Annotated in this window: 17 protein-coding genes; 9 read left to right on the top strand and 8 right to left on the bottom strand. The window is 42.1% G+C overall.

Features of this window, described 5'->3' with window-relative positions:
* The first annotated feature begins 457 nt into the window (after positions 1-457).
* Complete coding sequence (locus tag ACM0OX_RS22800) at positions 458-607, top strand: hypothetical protein (protein ID WP_414517265.1); 150 nt, start codon at positions 458-460, stop codon at positions 605-607.
* Positions 608-881: 274 nt separating this feature from the next.
* Here ACM0OX_RS22800 and dnaA read toward each other — a convergent pair whose 3' ends face one another.
* Positions 882-2264, bottom strand: coding sequence for a chromosomal replication initiator protein DnaA (dnaA, locus tag ACM0OX_RS22795; RefSeq protein ID WP_414517264.1), 1383 nt, complete (start codon positions 2262-2264; stop codon positions 882-884).
* A 165-nt stretch (positions 2265-2429) separates the two neighbouring features.
* On the opposite strand from dnaA, the gene ACM0OX_RS22790 reads away from it, so the two are divergent.
* Positions 2430-3671: an HhoA/HhoB/HtrA family serine endopeptidase gene (locus ACM0OX_RS22790; protein WP_414517263.1), complete on the top strand. Its 1242-nt coding sequence runs from the start codon at positions 2430-2432 to the stop codon at positions 3669-3671.
* A gap of 109 nt (positions 3672-3780) precedes the next feature.
* Positions 3781-4311, top strand: coding sequence for a peptide deformylase (def, locus tag ACM0OX_RS22785; protein ID WP_414517262.1), 531 nt, complete (start codon positions 3781-3783; stop codon positions 4309-4311).
* 96 nt (positions 4312-4407) lie between these two features.
* Here def and ACM0OX_RS22780 read toward each other — a convergent pair whose 3' ends face one another.
* Positions 4408-6099, bottom strand: a complete 1692-nt coding sequence (locus ACM0OX_RS22780; protein WP_414517261.1) for an NAD-binding protein — start codon at positions 6097-6099, stop codon at positions 4408-4410.
* A 302-nt stretch (positions 6100-6401) separates the two neighbouring features.
* Here ACM0OX_RS22780 and ACM0OX_RS22775 point away from each other — a divergent pair, with 302 nt between their 5' ends.
* Positions 6402-7502 carry a D-alanine--D-alanine ligase family protein gene (locus ACM0OX_RS22775; RefSeq protein ID WP_414517260.1) on the top strand — a complete coding sequence of 367 codons (1101 nt, stop codon included), beginning with the start codon at positions 6402-6404 and terminating at the stop codon, positions 7500-7502.
* Between the two features lie 338 nt (positions 7503-7840).
* Entirely contained in the window at positions 7841-8353 is a 513-nt protein-coding gene (locus ACM0OX_RS22770) for a hypothetical protein (RefSeq protein WP_414517259.1), read from the top strand.
* A gap of 664 nt (positions 8354-9017) precedes the next feature.
* Here ACM0OX_RS22770 and ACM0OX_RS22765 read toward each other — a convergent pair.
* From ACM0OX_RS22765 to ACM0OX_RS22755, 3 genes are all read right to left on the bottom strand, one after another.
* Positions 9018-9950: an alpha/beta fold hydrolase gene (locus ACM0OX_RS22765; RefSeq protein WP_414517258.1), complete on the bottom strand. Its 933-nt coding sequence runs from the start codon at positions 9948-9950 to the stop codon at positions 9018-9020.
* Between the two features lie 19 nt (positions 9951-9969).
* Positions 9970-10476 carry a DUF4112 domain-containing protein gene (locus ACM0OX_RS22760; RefSeq protein ID WP_414517256.1) on the bottom strand — a complete coding sequence of 169 codons (507 nt, stop codon included), beginning with the start codon at positions 10474-10476 and terminating at the stop codon, positions 9970-9972.
* A gap of 80 nt (positions 10477-10556) precedes the next feature.
* Entirely contained in the window at positions 10557-11462 is a 906-nt protein-coding gene (locus ACM0OX_RS22755; RefSeq protein ID WP_414517255.1) for a YihY/virulence factor BrkB family protein, read from the bottom strand.
* Between the two features lie 132 nt (positions 11463-11594).
* Between ACM0OX_RS22755 and ACM0OX_RS22750 the strand changes: the two genes are divergently transcribed.
* A complete protein-coding gene (locus ACM0OX_RS22750) occupies positions 11595-12056 on the top strand; it encodes a hypothetical protein (RefSeq protein ID WP_414517254.1) in 462 nt (153 codons plus the stop codon).
* Between the two features lie 87 nt (positions 12057-12143).
* Here the strand turns inward: ACM0OX_RS22750 and thrC are convergent, their stop codons facing one another.
* A complete protein-coding gene (gene thrC / locus ACM0OX_RS22745) occupies positions 12144-13235 on the bottom strand; it encodes a threonine synthase (RefSeq protein WP_414517253.1) in 1092 nt (363 codons plus the stop codon).
* 885 nt (positions 13236-14120) lie between these two features.
* On the opposite strand from thrC, the gene ACM0OX_RS22740 reads away from it, so the two are divergent.
* Positions 14121-14315, top strand: a complete 195-nt coding sequence (locus ACM0OX_RS22740) for a hypothetical protein (RefSeq protein ID WP_194041136.1) — start codon at positions 14121-14123, stop codon at positions 14313-14315.
* 101 nt (positions 14316-14416) lie between these two features.
* Here ACM0OX_RS22740 and ACM0OX_RS22735 read toward each other — a convergent pair whose 3' ends face one another.
* Positions 14417-16774, bottom strand: a complete 2358-nt coding sequence (locus ACM0OX_RS22735; RefSeq protein ID WP_414517251.1) for a hypothetical protein — start codon at positions 16772-16774, stop codon at positions 14417-14419.
* Between the two features lie 256 nt (positions 16775-17030).
* Here ACM0OX_RS22735 and ACM0OX_RS22730 point away from each other — a divergent pair, with 256 nt between their 5' ends.
* Both ACM0OX_RS22730 and ACM0OX_RS22725 read left to right on the top strand, forming a co-directional pair.
* Positions 17031-18698 (top strand): iron uptake porin, encoded by a 1668-nt coding sequence (locus ACM0OX_RS22730; RefSeq protein ID WP_414517268.1) that lies wholly within the window; start codon positions 17031-17033, stop codon positions 18696-18698.
* Between the two features lie 131 nt (positions 18699-18829).
* Entirely contained in the window at positions 18830-19183 is a 354-nt protein-coding gene (locus ACM0OX_RS22725) for a hypothetical protein (RefSeq protein WP_414517250.1), read from the top strand.
* Positions 19184-19443: 260 nt separating this feature from the next.
* Here the strand turns inward: ACM0OX_RS22725 and ACM0OX_RS22720 are convergent, their stop codons facing one another.
* Entirely contained in the window at positions 19444-19719 is a 276-nt protein-coding gene (locus tag ACM0OX_RS22720; RefSeq protein WP_292722931.1) for a ubiquitin-like small modifier protein 1, read from the bottom strand.
* Between the last annotated feature and the right edge of the window lie 28 nt (positions 19720-19747).

Raw genomic sequence — 19747 nt, 5'->3', positions numbered from 1 at the left:
GTTAAGAAAGATGCGGGTAATGGATAGCCGCTTGCGGGGAGGGGTTGGGGGTGGGTGTTAGAGACTTTTGCAAGAGGTCTATTGTAACTTCTCTACGTTCGCGCAGCGTGTCGCAGACAGAGGCTACGCCAAGGTGAGGTACAGATAATCGTAGGCGCACAACATGTTCAAAGGTGTCAAATTAACGTGAAAGCCAGCCTATAAACAGCTTTGACATATATAACGGCGCTGTACCGTAGTTCTAGCCGATACCTTGCTGACCTATTTTGAGTTAGTCTCAAAAGAGTTATGCACTTGCAACCCTTGATGGGATATATCCAAGAGTTAAAGAAGCTAAGATTTACAGAAGTTGATAAGAGTTAAGTTGATGAGTCCATCACTTGAAAAATTTTTAAGCGAGATTGAGCAATTAACTCCAGACGAGCAATTGACGGTAATGGGCATTTAGTGGAGCGTTATGAAGAAACATATCATTCAAGCGCAACCAAAACACAAATGGAGCGATTTAAAGGGTATGGTATCCTATCCGCTATTGGATGAAGATGCTCAGGAATGGGTTTTGCGGACTCGATGGGAAGGGGATGAGCATCGAAAAGGGTGCCAATAAATTGCGGAAAACTTGCCACAATTGTTGTTGAAATCATATATGATTAGGCAAGTTTACCTTGTGGAAAACTTGTGGAAAAGTACTTGAGTTTTTCCACAAGGTAATTATACTCAATTAAATTTTCACTGTAGAATATCAAGTTTTCCCCAGTTTTTTGCACAATCTAAGTTAAATTTAATCAATTTTTAGACGTTACTTAATATTCTTGACTAATTCTTCAGTCATCAAAACTCATAATTCAGACTACTGCTTGTGGAAAACTTCAAATAAATCTTCAGGATGGTTTTTGAGAACGGCTAGTCATATTGATGCGATCGCTCAGTTGGCGGATTGTTTGTGCTAAAGTGCGATCGCTCTCCTGGAGTTGATTAATTTTATCGCAACTATAGATTACCGTTGTATGGTCTTTACCACCAAACTCCTCTCCAATTCTCGGCAAACTCAAAGCCGTGTGTTGGCGCATCAGATACATTCCTAGTTGACGCGCCCAGCTAATCTCTCTTCGGCGTGAGTTACTTTTGAGGTCATCTATTGAAACATCAAAATTATCCGCCACAACCTTTAAAATTGCTTCTGGGGTAGCTGCCATTTTTTCGTTAGGCGGTTCTAAAACTGGTGTGATATTTTCCACCGTCATCGGTAAACCCCAAATAGAAATATAAGCCACCGCCCGAATTAAAGCTCCTTCTAATTCTCGAATATTAGAAGTGTAGTTAGAAGCTATATACTCAATTACATCGCGGGGAAGACTAATATTTTCATCCTCAGCCTTTTTCTGCAAAATTGCCATTCTCGTTTCTAAATCCGGCTTTTGGATATCGGCAATTAAGCCCATAGAAAACCGAGAACAAAGACGTTCCTGCAAGCTAGGAATCTGGTTAGGCGGACGGTCGGAAGCAATGACAACTTGTTTACCAGCTTCATGTAAAGTATTAAAAGTATAAAAGAATTCCTCTTGGGTATATTCCTTCCCCTCAAGAAACTGAATATCATCTACTAATAAAACATCAGCCGCACGATAATGCTCTCGAAAACTTTGCATACTATCCTTACGGATGGCTGTAATTAAATCATTAGTAAACTGCTCAGTAGAAACATAAAATATTTTACAATTAGGAGAGATTGCATAGCGATAATGACCAATAGCTTGCATCAGATGAGTTTTACCCAAGCCGACACCACCGCATAAAAATAAAGGATTAAACTCTTTACCCGGAGATTCTGCAACTGCCAAAGAAGCAGCATGAGCCATCCGATTGTTAGCACCAACTACAAATCGTGAAAAGACATATTTAGAGTTTAAGTCAGTAGTTTTATGATTGCGATTAGGGACAGCTTCAGAAATACTGCTGGAATTTGGTGATTCCCAAGCAACCTCTCGTTCACTAAAATGAGCAACTTCATCACCTTGAGCAACAGTAATGTAAATTCCCACAGGATGACCAAGAATATCTTGGACTACATGAGCAATAGTATTGATGTAATACTTCTGTAACCAGTTACGAGCAAATGGGTTAGGAGTGCGGATAACCAAACAATTATTTTCTAATCGCTCTGCACTAGCAGTTTTGATCCAAGTTTCAAAGGTGGGTCGGGATAGTTCAAGCTTTAGGCGCTCTAGTACCTGACTCCACAGACTTTCTATGGGAATTTCCATTATCCACCACCTTTGCTGCTAATCGTCACAATAGAAGAGAAAGCACTAATTTAGCATTGAGACACGCTAGACCTAAAATAAGCTTTTAAGTTGTAACCATTTTGGGACATACCCAGTAGGCAAGATCCTAACATCCACTGACTGACAAGGGAGAAGCAACGATACATGAAGATAACAAACCATCACTCAGCACCCAAAAAAATTAAAACTAGGGGTTTACCCCAGAGGTTGTGGATGCTCTCATACGGGGTAGCAGTGGTGTTCTTAGGGAGCTGCTCTCTTCTACCTGCTAGGACTGTTGATAATCAGCAAAGCGATACTCAAGCCCAAAACACAACACAACCTAATCCGGTAATTGTCCCCCCGCCGATTTTCTCTTCGTCTGGAGATCCTAATTTTGTCGTGAAAGTAGTGCAACAGGTGGGGCCTGCGGTAGTTCGGATTGATTCTTCCCGCACAATCACTTCTCGCGTACCAGACGAATTTAACGATCCATTTTTCCGGCGTTTTTTTGGAGAGGGAAGCCCACAGCCTAGACAACGGGTAGAGCGCGGTAGTGGCTCTGGATTTATTATTAATTCTTCCGGTCAAATTGTTACCAATGCCCATGTGGTAGATGGTGCTGATAGAGTGACTGTTATACTCAAAGATGGCCGGACTTTTGATGGGAAAGTTTTGGGTGAAGACCCGGTAACGGATGTGGCAACGATCAAAATTAATGCGAATAATCTGCCAACTCTAGCTGTGGGTAACTCCGATGCGTTACAACCAGGAGAGGCTGTAATTGCCATTGGTAATCCATTAGGCTTGAATAATACCGTCACATCTGGAATTATTAGTGCTACAGGGCGTTCTAGTAGCGATATCGGTGCAAGTGACAAGCGGGTTGATTACATCCAAACGGATGCTGCTATTAACCCTGGTAATTCTGGCGGGCCATTGCTCAATGCTCGCGGTCAAGTGATTGCAATGAATACAGCGATTATCCGAGGCGCTCAAGGCTTGGGATTTGCTATACCCATTAACACCGTGCAAAGGATTGCCCAAGAATTAATCGCTAAAGGTAAGGTGGATCATCCTTATTTGGGTGTGCAGATGGTGACATTGACACCAGATATTAAAGAAAGAATAAAAAATAGAGCAGGCGATCGCTTAAATCTTACAGCAGATGACGGCGTTTTGCTGGTTGAGATTGTGCCGCGATCGCCTGCATCTGTAGCTGGATTACGAGTCGGTGATGTGATTAAAAGCATTAATAATCAGCCTGTTACTAAAATTGAAGAAGTACAAAAGCTAGTAGAAAAGAGCAAAATCGGTACTAAATTACCCATAGAAGTGGAACGCAATGGGCAAATTGTCCAAGTAGGAGTTCAACCTGCTCCTTTGCCAGTTAGACGTGAAGGATGAAGTTAGGAGTTAGGAGTTAGGAGTTAGAAGTTATAAAAATTTCCCTACTTCCAATGCCCAATGCCCCATGCCCAATGCCCAATGCCCCATTACCTAAAGGAGCTTTATCATGACTGAATTAGCGCCAATAATTCAATTAGGCAATCCAACATTGCGCCAAAAAGCTGCTTGGGTTGAGAATATCCAAGATGAGCAGATTCAAAAATTAATTGAAGATTTAATCGCCACTGTTGCCAAAGCTAACGGCGTGGGAATTGCTGCGCCTCAAGTAGCACAATCTTATCGTTTATTTATTGTAGCTTCTCGTCCTAATACCAGGTATCCCAACGCCCCGGAAATGGAACCTACTGCCATGATTAATCCCAAAATCATTGCTCATTCAACTGAAGTTGTCAAAGATTGGGAAGGTTGTTTAAGTGTTCCTGGAATTAGGGGGTTAGTTCCTCGCTATAAATCTATTGAAGTGGAATACACTGACTCTCAAGGCAACTTACAAAAACAAGAATTAACCGATTTTATCGCTCGGATTTTTCAACACGAATATGACCATCTCGACGGTATCGTATTTGTTGATCGCTTAGAGAATACTCTTGATATGATTACTGAGCAAGAATATCAACAACGAGTAGTTAACAAATAAATGGGAGCGGGGAGCAAGGGGGCAGGGGAGCAGATAAGAATATTTTGTGTATCTTAATTACGAATTACGAATTACGAATTACGAATTACGAATTATTTAAGCGTGTGATTCGCAAACTTGCTCGCCCCGCCATAATTGATATAGCCGCGTTGCTGGCATGGTCATATATAAAACATCACCATCACCGAGATTAGTTTCTAGTAAATCCCAACCATGAAGAGTTTGGTGATTTGTTTCTACGTATAAAGGTACACAATCAGCAGACATCGCTACATCTTTCACCCATTGACCGCAAAAGACGTGTGAAGCTGTAATCACAGTCGCAAAAGCCACCCAAAGACTATCGGCTGTGATGCCATTACCAAGGATGCGTCCCCCTAGTGCAGCGGCGGCAAAAGCTGGGGCTGCTAGTTCAGCCGGACTCAGTACGGCCTCGAAGCCAAATAGCTGTTGCGCTATGCCAGCAAAATCAGGATCGGCATAATGAACAATCACCGGAATGGTGGGTGTTAAACCTTTGGCTTTGAGGGCAATTTCCAGATTGGTAGCATCATTGCTAGTAACAGCCAGCACTGCGGCGGCAGACTCTATATTGCTGGCTTTAAGTATTGTGCGGAAGCTGGCATCGCCCTGAATGACGGGAATACCCAGTTCGCGGGCGGTGTTGATATATTTATTGTTGGAGTCGGGTTCAACTACTACAACTTCATGTCCGCTGGCGTGGAGTTGCTGGACAATTCTTACCCCAATACCACTTAAGCCACAGACAATGTAGTGCGATCGCTGGGGAATTCGGGCTGCATCCCAAAATTGCTTAAAGCGGCTTCCTAAGACAAAATCGGTGAGCATGGCATACCAAATGCCAATCACCACTGCTCCAACCAGCATCATCACAACAGTAAATAACTTAATACTGTTAGGAGCATTTTCTACTACTTTGTCATTTCCACCCGCTCCTGTAATCATGCCTACAGAAAAATATAGAGCATCGACAGGAGACAAACTCAACTCAGCCGACATATAGGTGAATGTAGCGATCGCAATAACCGTCAATAGTGCTATTGCACCCACCACTACCGATCGCCCGTGTTCCTGAAACTGCCTAAAATTAGTCATAACTTTCAGCAGTTTTCTAATCAACGATCGCCGGGGAGAACGGATGCGGGGTTGTGTGCCTATAATTAAGCGATCGCCTACTTGGATTTCTTGGCCAGATATAACCCCTGATACCAAATCCATCTCACCTTTGACTGGTAAGTAATAAATTAGCATCCGCGATCGGTCTGACCACAATTCACTCAGCTTTAAACCTCTCCAGAAGTGGTTTTCATCGATATATTCTTCGTGAATTGGCCAAGTTTGCTGAAATAATTTGATTTGTCCGATCGCTCGGTTTCCCAGCGCTGCAAAGGTAAATACGGGTGCTGCTAATCCGACAACACTCATACTCAAATGGTCTGGCAAACTTTGATCTAGGCGCTCTCCTAAATTTGTATTATAAAAACGGTTGATAATCCGAATCTGGGGATTCAGCACCCGCGCTTGCATCATAATAGATAAATTCAGAGCATCTTTAGAACCAGCGATGACTAAAGTGTGCGCCTGTTGAATGCCTGCTGCTGTCAGGGTAGAAGCTGCTTGTAAATCTCCAACAATCACATCTCCTGCTGTTTCGCCAGGGATAGATTGGTGATGAATGCCAACAACGAAGGCTCCCTGGTGTCTCAGCAGACGAAAGGTTTTATATCCGGTACGTCCTAAGCCACAAACAATAATTCTGGGTTTCATGAAACGGCAGCATCTTTTACAGGTAGGGCTGCATTTCTAGTTAGTTATCAATATTGTTGCCCATTCTCCTGGAATATAACTGTAGCTGACAACACGATTGTTTTAATTGGAGGCAGAGAGGCAGAGAGGCAGAGGACAGAGGAGCAGTTGCAGTAAGTTTTTCCCCTCTGCCCCTTCTTCCCCTCAAGCCTGTGAGAAATGGAGGGCAGGGTTTGAACAGGGAATAAAATAATCTAGAAAAATATGGCAATTTTTGTAGGTTGTGATACGCTATCTGCTTGAGAAGTGTCGAGGAACCGAAAATGACTAAGCTGCGGGTGGGGTTACTGTTTGGCGGTCGTTCGGGAGAACATGAAGTTTCAATCAAATCAGCAGGGGCGATCGCTAAGGCGTTGAGTGCAGGAGAAAATGCTAATAAGTACGAAATCCTGCCTTTCTACATCCAAAAAGATGGTCGCTGGCTAGCAGGAGAAGCACCCGAAAAGGTTTTAGCAAGCGGCAGTCCGCTACTGGAATCGGCAGAATCAACATCTGTTGGAAATCTGACATCCAACCCTCAAGCCCAAACCCTGAGTAAGTGGCAATCTCCCTCTCAAGTTGCCCAAGTAGATGTTTGGTTTCCCATCCTTCACGGCCCCAACGGTGAAGATGGAACAATTCAAGGGTTACTGACTTTGATGCAAGTCCCTTTTGTTGGTTCTGGGGTGTTAGGTTCGGCAATGGGAATGGATAAAATTGCCATGAAAATGGCTTTTGAGCAAGCGGGGCTAGCACAGGTAAAATATAAAGCGGTAACTAGATCGCAGGTTTGGTCTAATCCGTGCGTATTTCCGAAACTGTGTGATGAAATTGAGGCAACATTAGGTTATCCAGCTTTTGTCAAGCCTGCTAATTTGGGTTCATCAGTGGGTATTGCCAAAGTGCGATCGCGCCAAGAATTAGAAGCCGCTTTAGATAGTGCTGCCAGTTACGATCGCCGATTAGTTGTAGAAGCTGGGGTAGTCGCTAGAGAAGTTGAGTGTGCCGTTTTAGGTAACGATCAACCCCAAGCCTCTGTCATTGGAGAGATTACTTATGACAGCGATTTTTATGATTATGAAACTAAATATACTGAGGGTCGGGCAGATTTACTGATCCCCGCCCAGCTTCCAGATGTGATCGCTCGTCAAATTCAGGACATGGCTTTGCAAGCTTTTGCCGCTGTTGACGCTGCTGGTTTAGCAAGGGTAGATTTTTTCTATGTGGAAGCAACACAAGAAGTATTTATTAACGAAATAAATACGTTACCAGGCTTTACTGCGACGAGTATGTATCCTCAACTCTGGGCACATAGTGGAGTCCCCTTTCCAGAATTAGTCGATCGGTTAATTCAACTTGCTCTTGAAAGGCATTCTCCTAGCTGACAGAGGAAATAAGCGAACTGATTTTAGATTATTACGGCGAAAAGTCACAATAAATACAGAACTTTGGCAAAATTTAGCCAGATTTTGTAGCTTATGTTTTACAAAAAAGCTACTAAAATCTGAACTTTGTTACGGATACCTGATGCTTGACTCCTCCAGTACAATTTATTGACTAGAGGGGTACAAATCTGAAAGTAATCATGGAAAAAAGTCAGAGTGTACAGCGCGAGCGAACCCAATTAAAAAGGGCTACTCCAGAGCTGACAAACAGGAAATCGAGACTAAGAAACAGCTCGAATGTTCTGATATATCTGGTTGCACATCATCCTTGGCTATTGTTGACTGGGTGTTTAGCCATGTTTCTGGGAGGTGGCACCTTTGCCTTATATAGCTTAGGTAATGCTGGCCCCGTGCCACAAGAAGAACCAGAAAAAATCCCAGTTATAGTTGAAGAACCAATCAGTCCGCCCTCTGAGAATAGCAATCCTACACCTTTATGGATGATTGCTGCGATCGTTCTCAGCTGTGGTGGTGGTTCTTTGCTGATTTTCCGAGTGCTTAACCGCACCAAGCAACCGCAAAAAGTTCAAAAGCAGGTTAATCGCCATCAGGTACGCTTGGCACAGAAGCATCACCAAAAATTGGAACCAAATCTTCCCAAGAGTCAGCCAATTTTTGTGCCACAGCCACAACTAATGCCCCTTATGCAGATGCAACCTAAAACAAAGCATCTGGTAACTGTTCTCCCAGCAGAACACAAACACCACCTGGATACGCGCACAGAACCTTTAGCAGACTTGATGGATCTTCGTAAAAATAGTTCATTGTCTGCCATTTTACGCCAGTATTAATATTACGGTAAAGTAAAACCCCGTTAAATTAACACTTTTTGCCAATTAGCTTGGTTTAGATTCCCGACTTTCTCTAAGAAGTCGGGAATCTTGTTATGTACGAATAATTTATTCGCTATATAGTGGTTAAACCGCTTTTAAAAAGTTAGATATGAGCAAATTAGGAAATTTAAAAACTTGCCAAAATGGCAACCAGCTTTTGATAATTCAAGTTAAATTGTATGAAGATAAACGACTTCAAGGGTTTGATTATCAGGGGCTACTACCTAAGCAAATTTATTTTGTAAAACACTATTTACTAAGTGGGTTACAAAAACAAAAAGCTATCTCTAACAATTATTTGCAGAGTATTTATCTCAGTAAATAAATTCAATAATCAGGTTTGGCATTTGCTGCAACAGGAATATTCAATGCGTGCAGGCGTTGTTGTTAAACTACGCATTAGCCCCCAAGTAACGGGTAACGTCTGTATACATTCCTGTTCACTTCAGCAGCAAATGGTAGAGTGGGAGTTTGAAAGCTGACTGATATGCTTCCTCCCACTCTCTTTTTATCTAATTCGTAATTCGTAATTCGTAATTCGTAATTATTGTTGAAACACTCGCACGTCATTGTGAAGTGTTTTGGTAGATTTGGATATTCCCATTAAAATATGAATTCTTCTTTAGAAGTTAGTATCTTGTAAAAACTCAAGAATCGTTTTATTCAACACCTCAGAAGCCCCAGTTGAGGCATCATGACAACAGTTAGATAAAATCTGTAATTTGGAATTGAGGATATGTTGATGTAATTTTTTACCATGACTAGCAGGAAACCAACTATCTTGCTCACCCCACAAAACTAGTGTGGGACACTTAATTGCACTCAGGTTATTTTGAATTTTGGTGAGCATATTTGGCTTATTTGCTTGCCAATTCTCGATTTCTCGCGCGGCTATTTGTAACTCTTCGGCAACTTTTGCGATCGTACCAGGCAATTCAGTAAACGGGTAAGTTATCCAATAGATATCTTCCTGCGTCAAAATTGATGGATCGAATAATACCCCACGTCTTTCTATTGCCATAACTTCTCTAAATAGAGGTGCAAACAAATATGCCAGACGTAAGGAGTCAATTGTTTGCATTACTTCTAAGGGCGTTTTGGCAAGCAACCACATAGACCAATGGGGTAGCTGTTCGGCAAAAACAGGCACGTTTACTACTATAAGCCGTCCAATTAACTGTGGGTTTTCTTGAGCAAGAGCAAGGGCAACTAATCCCCCCAGAGATTCTGCCACAATCACTGCGGGTTCGTCACATAATGCCTGAATAATTCTTTGAAACTCAATAACTTGATGACCGTTGTGTTCTTTACGAGCCAATGGTTTTTCAGAAAAACCAAAACCTTTGGCATCAAAACAAATTACTCGGTAATGTTTAGATAATGCTGCTACACTGTGGCGCCAATTGTAGCTCCAACTCCCCATTCCATGTAACAAAATTAGCGGTTTACCTCTACCTTTTTCGCCATAAGCAATTTGTATAGGATAACCTTTAGCATCAGTAATAACTAGACTTTGCCGACCTTTGGGAAAAGTAGCTTGCCACCAATCTTTCATTCTTTTATCAATAAACAATTTAACCGCCTGTAAAGGCGCTCCACAGGATTCTAATTAGAATCACGGGCAATGCTACTAAGACAATGGAGATGAGCAATAATCCAGCCAAAACGGCAAAGATAAACCATCTGTCTGCACTCTTTTGCTCGCTGGGAAACTTTAAGTATTCTTCCAAGAGCTTAATATTATTAGTGTTAGCTCTCCAGGCAAAATCAAAAAAGTCTCCCAAAACTGGGACAGCGCCTACCAAGCCATCAATGATTACGTTCAAAACCATTTTACCTAGAGTGGCTCTAGATACGCCTAGCCGTGCTGCTTCTAGAATAATGTAGCTAGAAAACATTATTCCCAAAAAATCACCACCAATCGGTATGAGTCCTAAAATTGGATCTAAACCAAAACCAATCTTTGTACCAGGAATGGTAATAACATTATCCAGCAACCGACTTAACTGACGCAGGCGCTTCAAGGTAGGTGCTTTGGCATCAGGTTCAATCATCGAAAATCGAAGAGGAGAATCAGGCATGGAGGCGATCGCTAACTTTGTATTGAATCGTTAGATATTTTACTCCCCTACTGAGCTTTTGCAATCATTTTCTCAGGGATTTACGAATAATATTTTACTTTCGATTGCGATTGGGCTTTTAAGCGCATATCTTCACCGACAGTCACATTCAACTGATCGCCAATTAACAGAACAGCGGCGCTCATTGACAGCCAGAGCATTAAAACTATCACAGCTCCTACAGCACCATATACTTTATTATAATTGCCAAAATTCGCCACATACAGCCGAAATAGAGCAGACAATATTGCCCAAAAAACAGCTGCTAAAATTGCTCCAGGCATCATTGGCGTGCCTGAGTTCCACTTGCTTGGGCCATAGCGATAGACAAAGCCAAAGGCAACAGCAACAATGCTTAAAGCTAAAGGCCAGCGTAACAGTAGCCAAAGATGCAACAAAAAGATTAAAGAACTATTTTCGCGCACTACTATTCTCAAAAGCCAGTCGCTGGTAAACACTGAGAAAGAAGCCAATACTAAAAGCAACATAGTCCCAACTGTTAATCCCAGAGAGACAAGTTTGGCTTTCCAAAAAGGGCGGATGTTTTCTGAGGGAATTTGATGGATTTGATCGAGGGCTGTCATTGCGGTACTCACCGCCCCCGAAGCAGTCCAAATTGCTAATACAAAGCTTAGAGAAAATAAACCACTGTTTTTGGAATTAGTAATTTCTGCGGTAGCAAAATCACGAATCAGATTCAGGGCTTGTTCGGGTAGGACTTGACTTAGTTGTGCCGCCAGTTGTTTAAAGGTATTTTGTAAAGATTCTGCCAATAAGCCAATGGCTGTGATGATAGCAAGAATTGCTGGAAACAGCGATAACATGGCATTAAAGGCGATTTCCGAGGCGAGTCCAAAAAGTCGCCTTTCGATTGTTCTGGAAAAAGTTTTTTTAATCGTGCGCCAATTGAGATGGCGAAAGAAGCGAAAAAAACGAGGCTTTGGCATAATTTAGAGTTAAAACTGGTTGGGTTGATTAACTACTGTGCTAAATTTTGCGTAGCGATCGCATCTATCTTTCTACCGCAAGAATACCGAGTGGGAAGTGGGGGAGAGTTCCTAACTAATGACTATTAATCTATGAATGAAGATTTAACACAACAGTGGTTGACAGAAATCCAGGTAATCAAAGAGCAGATGGCACAGCTGCAACACGAGCGCGATACAGCTTGGGAAAGTGCCCAAAAATGGCGTCAGCTTTACAACACAGAAGCAGAACAACGCCGTACAGATGCCCAACTTTCCCAACAGACGATCGCCTCCCTCAAGGCAGAACTGCATAAACTCCAAGGTTTTGAAGTAGATACACTGGCTGCTGGGACACCAGTAGCGATGCAACAAGAAATAGAACAGCTAAAATCTGTGGAAGACTTGCAAGCTAAACTGATCGCCGCGATTAAAGAACGCGATCGCCTCTTGCAAGCTTTGAAAACTGAGCAGGATAATCACGCCCAAAGCCGCAATAACCTGACTACTGCTTTGGGTGATGCTATTGATAGTTTGGCACACGAACGAGCAGGGGCAGGGAGAAAGGGGGAGTAGGGGATCAGAGGAGCAGGGGAGCATAAGGGAGAAATAACCAATGCCCAATGCCCAATGCCCCATGCCCAATGCCCCATGCCCAATGCTTTAAAATCCCATTGCCTCAGCTACTGCGCCCAGTTCTGCCGCGATACCTTGTTGAAATTGACTGTGATTGTGTTTAATGGCTGTATCTGGGTCTTTTAGACCATTGCCTGTGAGAACACAAACGACTGTCGCTCCTGTGGGAACTTGGTCTTTCACCTGCAACAACCCAGCAACAGAAGCGGCGCTAGCAGGTTCGCAGAAGATACCTTCTGATGCTGCCAAAAGTCGATAAGCGTCGAGAATTTCGGCATCGGTAACGGCGTGGAAATTTCCCTGACTGGCGGTTTGGGCTGCGATCGCTAACTCCCAACTTGCAGGGTTGCCAATACGAATTGCTGTCGCTAGAGTTTCAGGATGCGCCACTGGCTGACCGTGTACCAAGGGGGCTGCTCCTGCGGCTTGAAATCCCATCATCTTGGGTAAGCGATCGCACTTTCTGGCTTGATGATATTGACAAAATCCCATCCAATATGCTGTGATATTTCCCGCATTTCCCACGGGAATACACAACCAGTCTGGTGCATCACCCAATGCATCAACAATTTCAAAGGCTCCTGTTTTCTGTCCTTCTAGGCGGTAGGGATTGACTGAATTCACCAAAGTGATCGGATAGCTTTCGGCCATCTCGCGGACAATTTCTAGCGCTTGATCAAAATTACCTTTAATTGCCAATACTTCTGCGCCGTACAACAACGCTTGAGCTAATTTGCCCAGCGCCACATAACCGTCGGGAATCAGTACAAAGGCATTCATGCCTCCCCGTCTGGCATAAGCGGCGGCGGCGGCTGAGGTGTTGCCCGTGCTGGCACAAATTACTGCTTTTGCCCCTGCTTCCTTGGCCTTGGAAATTGCCATAGTCATCCCCCGGTCTTTGAAGCTGCCGGTGGGATTCAGACCATCATATTTTACAAACACCCGTACTTGTCTGCCAATGCGTTCTGCGATCGCTGGCGCTGGTATTAGAGGTGTGTTGCCCTCCAATAGAGTGACAATCGGTGTTTCTTCGCTGACAGGCAAGTATTCGCGATAGGCTTCTATCAGTCCGGGCCAGGGTTGGCGATGAGATGTAGCAACAGACAGGCTCAAAGTCACGGGATTTAAAATTTCTTAATGTAAGGATTGGATATTTAGAAAGGGTAGGATCGGGAAGTGCAAAATGGAAAGAGCAAGAAAGTAGATTTTTCGTTACCAGTTGCCGATTCAGAGTTCCCTAATCCAAAAGAATCTTGTTAAGAATATTATTTGTGGTGCAGGCGTTTCACTTGCTATTTTATTTAGAACGTTAATTTATCATAAACCGCCACGGCGACCTTCGCTTCAACAAATTAGCTTAGAGGATACTGACGAGGTGAAAAGTCATCTGTAAATCTATAGAACTCTTATTTGACTTTTGAAAAAGACTCAGTACGTATCTATCCTTTTTTTCTATTCCCTATTCACAGACTTACCTCATCACTCTCTGAAGTTCTGATTTATCCGTGGTTAAAGCCGCTTTTAGTGCCTTCGTTTAGTCAAGTATATCAGTGGATTTTCCTACCCTATTCGCTTCAGTGAAGATAGGAAAATACTTAAGAGGCTGTCTCTTTTTGAGAATATCCTTCTACCTCCCTTTCTACGAGATACTGCACCAAGTGCAAGTGCTTCGCCCTACGTTTTTTCATAATTTAGCGTAATTCTTGATATAGTCTACATATAATTTCTTGCGTAAATTCCCTAAAAACGGCGATAATCATTTGTACAACCATAATTGACAAACTATAAATTAACTATTCCTAAGTAGCGTCTAGTGGAAGGAAGCTTTACATACTTGGGTCAGTGTTTTTTTGGAACACAGCCATTCTAATCACCGTCTTTTATGATTGAACCCAAAATCCATTAGAGTAATTGATTGAAAATATACAATAATGTAATAAAGCTTAAAAGAGCATTATTATAATATTTCTAATGGTGTGAGTTAAATAGTGGATTTAATTAGCGATGCCTACTTATTTATCTAGTGTTTCCGATCGCGAGTCCCAGACTGCCTGGGTCAGTAAGTTAACCAAGTCTTATTATCAAGACGATCAGCAAGCTAAATTGATGCATTTACAAGCAGAGGTAGACTCTCTGTTGCAGCAATTGGAAAACTTGAAGCACCAACGTTTAGCCGAAACCAACCAAAAAGAAGAATAAGTTCAGTTTTGTAGATAGCGATGTCTACGACGGGCTACGCCTACGCTTTTCTCCTCTTTAATTTCAATTTGAGTAAAGGGGAAATTTGAGTCAGGGGTGCGTTATTCAAAGCGCTGATTTTTCTCTGACCAGCGCCTCAAACTGTAGTTATGAGCATTTTCTACCAGTAAAGCTAAGGATTGCACCCCTGAAAGCTTGGCGATCGCAGAGAGTCTTTGTAAGTAATTTCCTGTAAAATCGGTGTAAATGACTTTATTTACATCAGACAAAATTATAGTCCGGTCGCGGCGTTGCTCTGGGTTTTCTCCCTGAATTTCAGATGTCCCCTGATTTAAGGATGCTATTGCTTCTGGTGAGATAGTCAGGATTATTTCTGATTGAGCGTTATTTGTTAAATCAATCACCTGAACGGGCCAATCACCCAATTTTTCCTGCATCTGTTCAAAGCTAGGAATAGCACCAGCCGGAACTTCACCGGATTTTTGTAAAGATTGCCATAGACTCGATAGCATTACTTTCACCCCTAGGGGATTTTGTTGATGCAGCTCTCGTAGAGTAATAGGAGATGGTTGCACCCATTCCAGTGCTGCATTTGTCAAAGCTAAAGGTTTGGGTTGAAGAACATCGTTTTGATTATCTGGAATTTTTGGGCCAGCAGCTAATAGGCGCAAAACTTTACCCCGTAGTTGCACCGCTTTGATAGCGGCTATAGTAATTTTTTGTTCTCCATTTGGCAACCAGACTACAATCTGGATTTCCGGGTCAGAAGTGATTCCCAAAGTTTTCCAGAAAAATTTGGCGGCATTAGTTTTCGGGGGGTTGAAATTCTCAAAGGGGAAATTTAGCCAGCGTTTCCCGTCATTAAATGCACTCACCTCCACCTGATACCAAACTTGCTTATCTGTAAGTTTCAAATTTGCTGGGGAATTTGGTTGCAGCCATTCGGTGTTGGTAACTTGAGTAATTGGTTGCACCGTACCAACAATCTGACTAGGGTGAATAGAGGATATTTGCGATGTACCCTCACCATTGAGTCTTGCCAACAGACTTTGAATATAGTCAAGATTCTCTTTGGTAATTTTTGGTTGCGCCTTTAACCAAGAATTAGCATGTCCTTCTCCCCGCTGAACTGCTAAAATCAACGCGAACCAAGCTTGCACCTCTCGTCTATTTGGGTTCACCTGCAAAGCTGCTGCTATGCGATTCCACAACCGTTTTTTATCAGCTTTGAGTAGAGTAGCAATTTCTTGGGCATTATGTGGCGACGCTTCAAACACCTGTAAAGCTTTCTCCCAGCGACCATCAATCAAATCTGCCAGCACTTCTTGACTAGGACTTGCCCAAATCTTTTGGGCTTGGGTTTTAGTAAGTTGAGAATGCAAGCGAATCAAATCCATTTGTGCTTGCGCCGCTTCTGGTAAAACTCCTTTGCGCTGTTTCTTAATGAATTTCAACCATTCAAAAGCTGGTGTCCACAATCCACTACGAGCAATTGACAGGGCACTTTGATATCCAAAATCCTTGAAGGTCGAGGATTTGAGGCTAATCGCCTCCAATTGAATTGGTTTGAGGAATAACTTCAAAGGTTTGACTTGGTAAACCTGTAAGTGCGGTTCTAAACCTACTGTTTGATCGACAACTAACTCTTTTGTACCATCACCAGTTACCTGCTGCCATTTGGGCAATTGTCCATTAGGACTAGTCCAAGACAACATTTGTAGTAAATTGGTGCGTTCTGGATTGTAGTATACGACGTAACCGTAGCGGATAGAACTAGTTCCTTGTTGGCGTTTACCCCGCAAATCAAACCAAACCCCTGATGATGGTGTCTTACCTTCAAAGCGTTGCACTTCAGTTAAAGGTAGGGGAGTACTGATATCCTGGGGTTCTGATGTTCCATCAAGTAAAGAAGAAATCAAAAAAGATTCATCTGGGCCAGTTATAGGTAATTGAGTTGCTAGATAGTAGTAATTTTCTGACTGAGATTTAAACTCTAACTCAACTGAGCGCTCGTAAACCCTGAGTTCCACCAGTTCTTCACAATCAGATTGACAATTAGCACGTTGTTGAAAAACTGGTAGTAAAAATGAGGTTTTCACATCCTGATGTAAAGGCAGAGTTTCCCCAAATATTTGGTTTTTTTTACTCAAATCGAGTTGAATTTGTTTGAGAGTTTTGGGGCGTTCGTGTTTACCAAGGGGGATTTGTGCCCATGCAGGTAAAATTTTATTTAGCCAGCTTACTTCGTCTGGATTAAAGATGAAGAGAACACTAATCCAGGCAAAAGCCATAATTAGACTAGCACTACTTAAGATAATTGCGATCGCTAATATTGATGACAACCAACTTCCTCGTTTTAGCTTTTTCTGGGGTTTTTTAACGACGCGTTTCATCGCACCAGCACGAGGTTGATTTAGTTTAGAGGCTTTTGGCTTCAGCTTGCGTGAACGATTTGCCATAGATTCGGGATTAGAGAATTGAGGATTAGGGATTGAGAAAACTCTTTCTTAGTCCCCAGTCCCCATTCCCCAATACCCTGTTATACTCGCCCTTTCAAAAGTTGCCCAGAAGCATTAAGTCTAATTTGGGACAAAATCCGTAAATGTCCCCATGTGAACCCTAGATGATCGCGAATACACTCTTCACTTAAGTATGTGAGCAGAGTGTAAAAAATTGAAAGGTAGATTTATTAGCCGCAGTCATCGCAAAACCTTGATGCTCGCATGGTTACTAATTGCGGGAGTAAATGGAGTTGCACAAAAAGCATTAGCACAAGAGTATATCAATCCAGAAACTACTCAGGAGATAGGAGTTAAGGGCGATAATATTATTCCCTCATCCCCCTCCCTCTCCCCAGAAGAACCGATGTCCCAAGTTACATCGGTATCTCAACTCAAGGACGTACAACCCAATGATTGGGCATTCCAAGCCTTGCAGTCTTTGGTAGAACGTTATGGTTGTATAGCCGGCTATCCAGATAGCAGCTATCGCGGTAATCGCGCCTTAACTCGGTATGAATTTGCTGCGGGTGTAAACGCTTGTTTAGATAGAGTCAACGAATTAATCGCTACAGCCACCAGCGATTTAGTCACTCGCGAAGATTTAGTAATATTACAAAAATTACAGTCAGAATTTGCCCCTGAATTAGCAACTTTGCGGGGTCGTGTCGATAATTTAGAAGCCAAAACTGCTGAAATTGAAGCCAACCAATTCTCAACAACAACTAAACTCAGTGGACTACTGATAGTTGGCATTCAAGGACGAACTAAGAATCGTGGTGATGTTAATCCTAGAGATGGACAAAAAGATACAGATGATGCAGGGACAAATATTAATGTTATTTCCCTAGCGCAGCTGTATTTAACTAGTCAAATCACTCCGAGTAGTTACTTGTTTACAGGTCTTTTAGATGGTAACGGAAAAACTGCACCTAGATTTACCAATAGCGTTTCTCGGAATGATGTTTTTCTTGGCTACGAATTTCCTACAGATAGCTTGATTGTAAGCGATCTAAATTTTCATTGGCTAGTGACAGATAAATTAGCAGTAATGGTAGGAACAGAAGGCGTAAGTATGCCAGCTGCTTTCCGAGGCCCCAATCGGGTAGAAAGTGCTGCAACAGGGCCATTATCTTATTTTGCCCAAAGAAACCCAATTTTAAATATGGGATATGGTCATGGTGGTATAGCTATTGATTGGCAATTTGCTAAACGCGCTAGTTTGCAAGCAATTTATACTAGTTATCAACCAGGAAATCCCGGGAAAGGTAGCGGTTTATTTGATGGAACCACCACTACAGGTGTGCAATTACTGCTGACACCAACCGATACTCTAGATTTAAGTTTATATTACGTTAACAATTACGCTTCAGATGGTTGTTTGCTAACCTTTGTTGGTGATGAATGCTTAACTACAGTTAATACCACTACCGGAAAATCAGCACCGCTACAAACTAACGCCGTCGGTGCAACTCTTACTTGGCAAATTTCTCCCCGCATTAGCGCAGGTGCGTGGGGTGGTTATACTAAATCTTATATTCCTGGGCAATCGGGAAGTGTAGAAACGACAAATTATATGGTGTTTCTAAATTTTCCTGATTTATTTGCTAAAGGAAATTTAGGAGGAATTTATGTCGGTCAACCTCCTAAAATCACTAGTAGCGATTTACCTATAGGAAATAATGTCCCTGATTTTATCAATACAGGTTTAGGACGTGCAGGTGGACAACCAGGTACAACCACTCAAATTGAGGCATTTTATCGTTTTCAGCTAACAGATAATATCAGTCTTACACCAGGTATAATTCATCTTATCCAGCCTGGAAACACACCAGATAGTGACTCAGTGACTATCGGCATTCTGCGTAGTACTTTTAGTTTTTAATTCTACTTGCAGATAAATTATAAAACTTAAGTATTGACAGATAATGATACGCAACTGGGCGCAAAAAACATTAAAAAGCCCTTTTTTAACGGGTAATATTAGATAAAAAATTACTTACGAAAAGTTCCATCATGAACCTCAGTATAGTTGATGATAAATTGCAGATAGAATTTACGTTTAAAGAACAACTACTAGCTGTTCGTTTGAATAAGCTTTGGCAAATATCACTAGCGCATATTGAACAAGTTACAACAACCGAACCCCAAAGTAATTGGCGAGAATTGCGTGCCCCTGGTAGCTTTGTTCCTGGAGTGATTAAGGCTGGCACTTATTACACTAACCGGGGTAAAGAGTTTTGGTATGTAAATCGAGAGACAAATTATTTAACCATTGAATTGCGAGATGAATCCTACAAGCGGATTATCTTAACTATTGATAACAATGAATCTTGGCAACAAAGAATTACTCAGATAATTGCTGTATAGTTAGCCAAGCAAAACCAGTCCCACAAGATAAGTTGTGCGGCATTGCTTATTAATGGCAACTTAAGCCAATTAAGCCATAATTTGGCAGAAAAATCTCGTTTCCACCTATAGTCATCTGGAAATAGTAGCTGTATTATCTCTGCCGCGAGTAAGAGAGACAGCAACCCTATTATCGGGCGTTCCCAGCCTGATACTGGGAACGAAGCAATCTTGCAAAGGTTTGTTTAGTTAGGCTTCTACCTTATTTGGTGTTTTGTATATTAACCACCGGCAACCGCTGGGACAATACTTACTTCATCGCCATCTTTAAGAGTTGTGTTTATCCCATCTAAATGGCGGATATCTTCGCTATCGACGTAAAAATTTACAAACCGACGTAACTTACCTTGTTCATCGCACAACCGAGATTTAATACCAGGAAAGCTTTGTTCTAAGGAATCTAACAATTCAGCAATAGTGCTACCGCTGGATTCTAAAGTAGCTTGATTATTAGTAAAACTCTGAAGAGTCGTAGGAACTAAAACTTTTACAGCCATAGAAGTAAAAAGTGAAGAGTGGAGAGTT

It is taken from the genome of Nostoc sp. PCC 9305 (assembly GCF_963920915.1).
Lineage (GTDB): Bacteria > Cyanobacteriota > Cyanobacteriia > Cyanobacteriales > Nostocaceae > Nostoc.
This window is presented reverse-complemented; position numbering and strand designations above follow the sequence as displayed.

Excerpts from the sequence above, each read along its gene's own strand:
- ACM0OX_RS22800 (WP_414517265.1), top strand. The coding sequence starts at position 458 with ATGAAGAAACATATCATTCAAGCGCAACCAAAACACAAATGGAGCGAT.
- dnaA (WP_414517264.1), bottom strand. The coding sequence starts at position 2,264 with ATGGAAATTCCCATAGAAAGTCTGTGGAGTCAGGTACTAGAGCGCCTA.
- ACM0OX_RS22790 (WP_414517263.1), top strand. The coding sequence starts at position 2,430 with ATGAAGATAACAAACCATCACTCAGCACCCAAAAAAATTAAAACTAGG.
- def (WP_414517262.1), top strand. The coding sequence starts at position 3,781 with ATGACTGAATTAGCGCCAATAATTCAATTAGGCAATCCAACATTGCGC.
- ACM0OX_RS22780 (WP_414517261.1), bottom strand. The coding sequence starts at position 6,099 with ATGAAACCCAGAATTATTGTTTGTGGCTTAGGACGTACCGGATATAAA.
- ACM0OX_RS22775 (WP_414517260.1), top strand. The coding sequence starts at position 6,402 with ATGACTAAGCTGCGGGTGGGGTTACTGTTTGGCGGTCGTTCGGGAGAA.
- ACM0OX_RS22765 (WP_414517258.1), bottom strand. The coding sequence starts at position 9,950 with ATGAAAGATTGGTGGCAAGCTACTTTTCCCAAAGGTCGGCAAAGTCTA.
- ACM0OX_RS22760 (WP_414517256.1), bottom strand. The coding sequence starts at position 10,476 with ATGCCTGATTCTCCTCTTCGATTTTCGATGATTGAACCTGATGCCAAA.
- ACM0OX_RS22755 (WP_414517255.1), bottom strand. The coding sequence starts at position 11,462 with ATGCCAAAGCCTCGTTTTTTTCGCTTCTTTCGCCATCTCAATTGGCGC.
- ACM0OX_RS22750 (WP_414517254.1), top strand. The coding sequence starts at position 11,595 with ATGAATGAAGATTTAACACAACAGTGGTTGACAGAAATCCAGGTAATC.
- ACM0OX_RS22740 (WP_194041136.1), top strand. The coding sequence starts at position 14,121 with ATGCCTACTTATTTATCTAGTGTTTCCGATCGCGAGTCCCAGACTGCC.
- ACM0OX_RS22735 (WP_414517251.1), bottom strand. The coding sequence starts at position 16,774 with ATGGCAAATCGTTCACGCAAGCTGAAGCCAAAAGCCTCTAAACTAAAT.
- ACM0OX_RS22730 (WP_414517268.1), top strand. The coding sequence starts at position 17,031 with ATGCTCGCATGGTTACTAATTGCGGGAGTAAATGGAGTTGCACAAAAA.
- ACM0OX_RS22725 (WP_414517250.1), top strand. The coding sequence starts at position 18,830 with ATGAACCTCAGTATAGTTGATGATAAATTGCAGATAGAATTTACGTTT.
- ACM0OX_RS22720 (WP_292722931.1), bottom strand. The coding sequence starts at position 19,719 with ATGGCTGTAAAAGTTTTAGTTCCTACGACTCTTCAGAGTTTTACTAAT.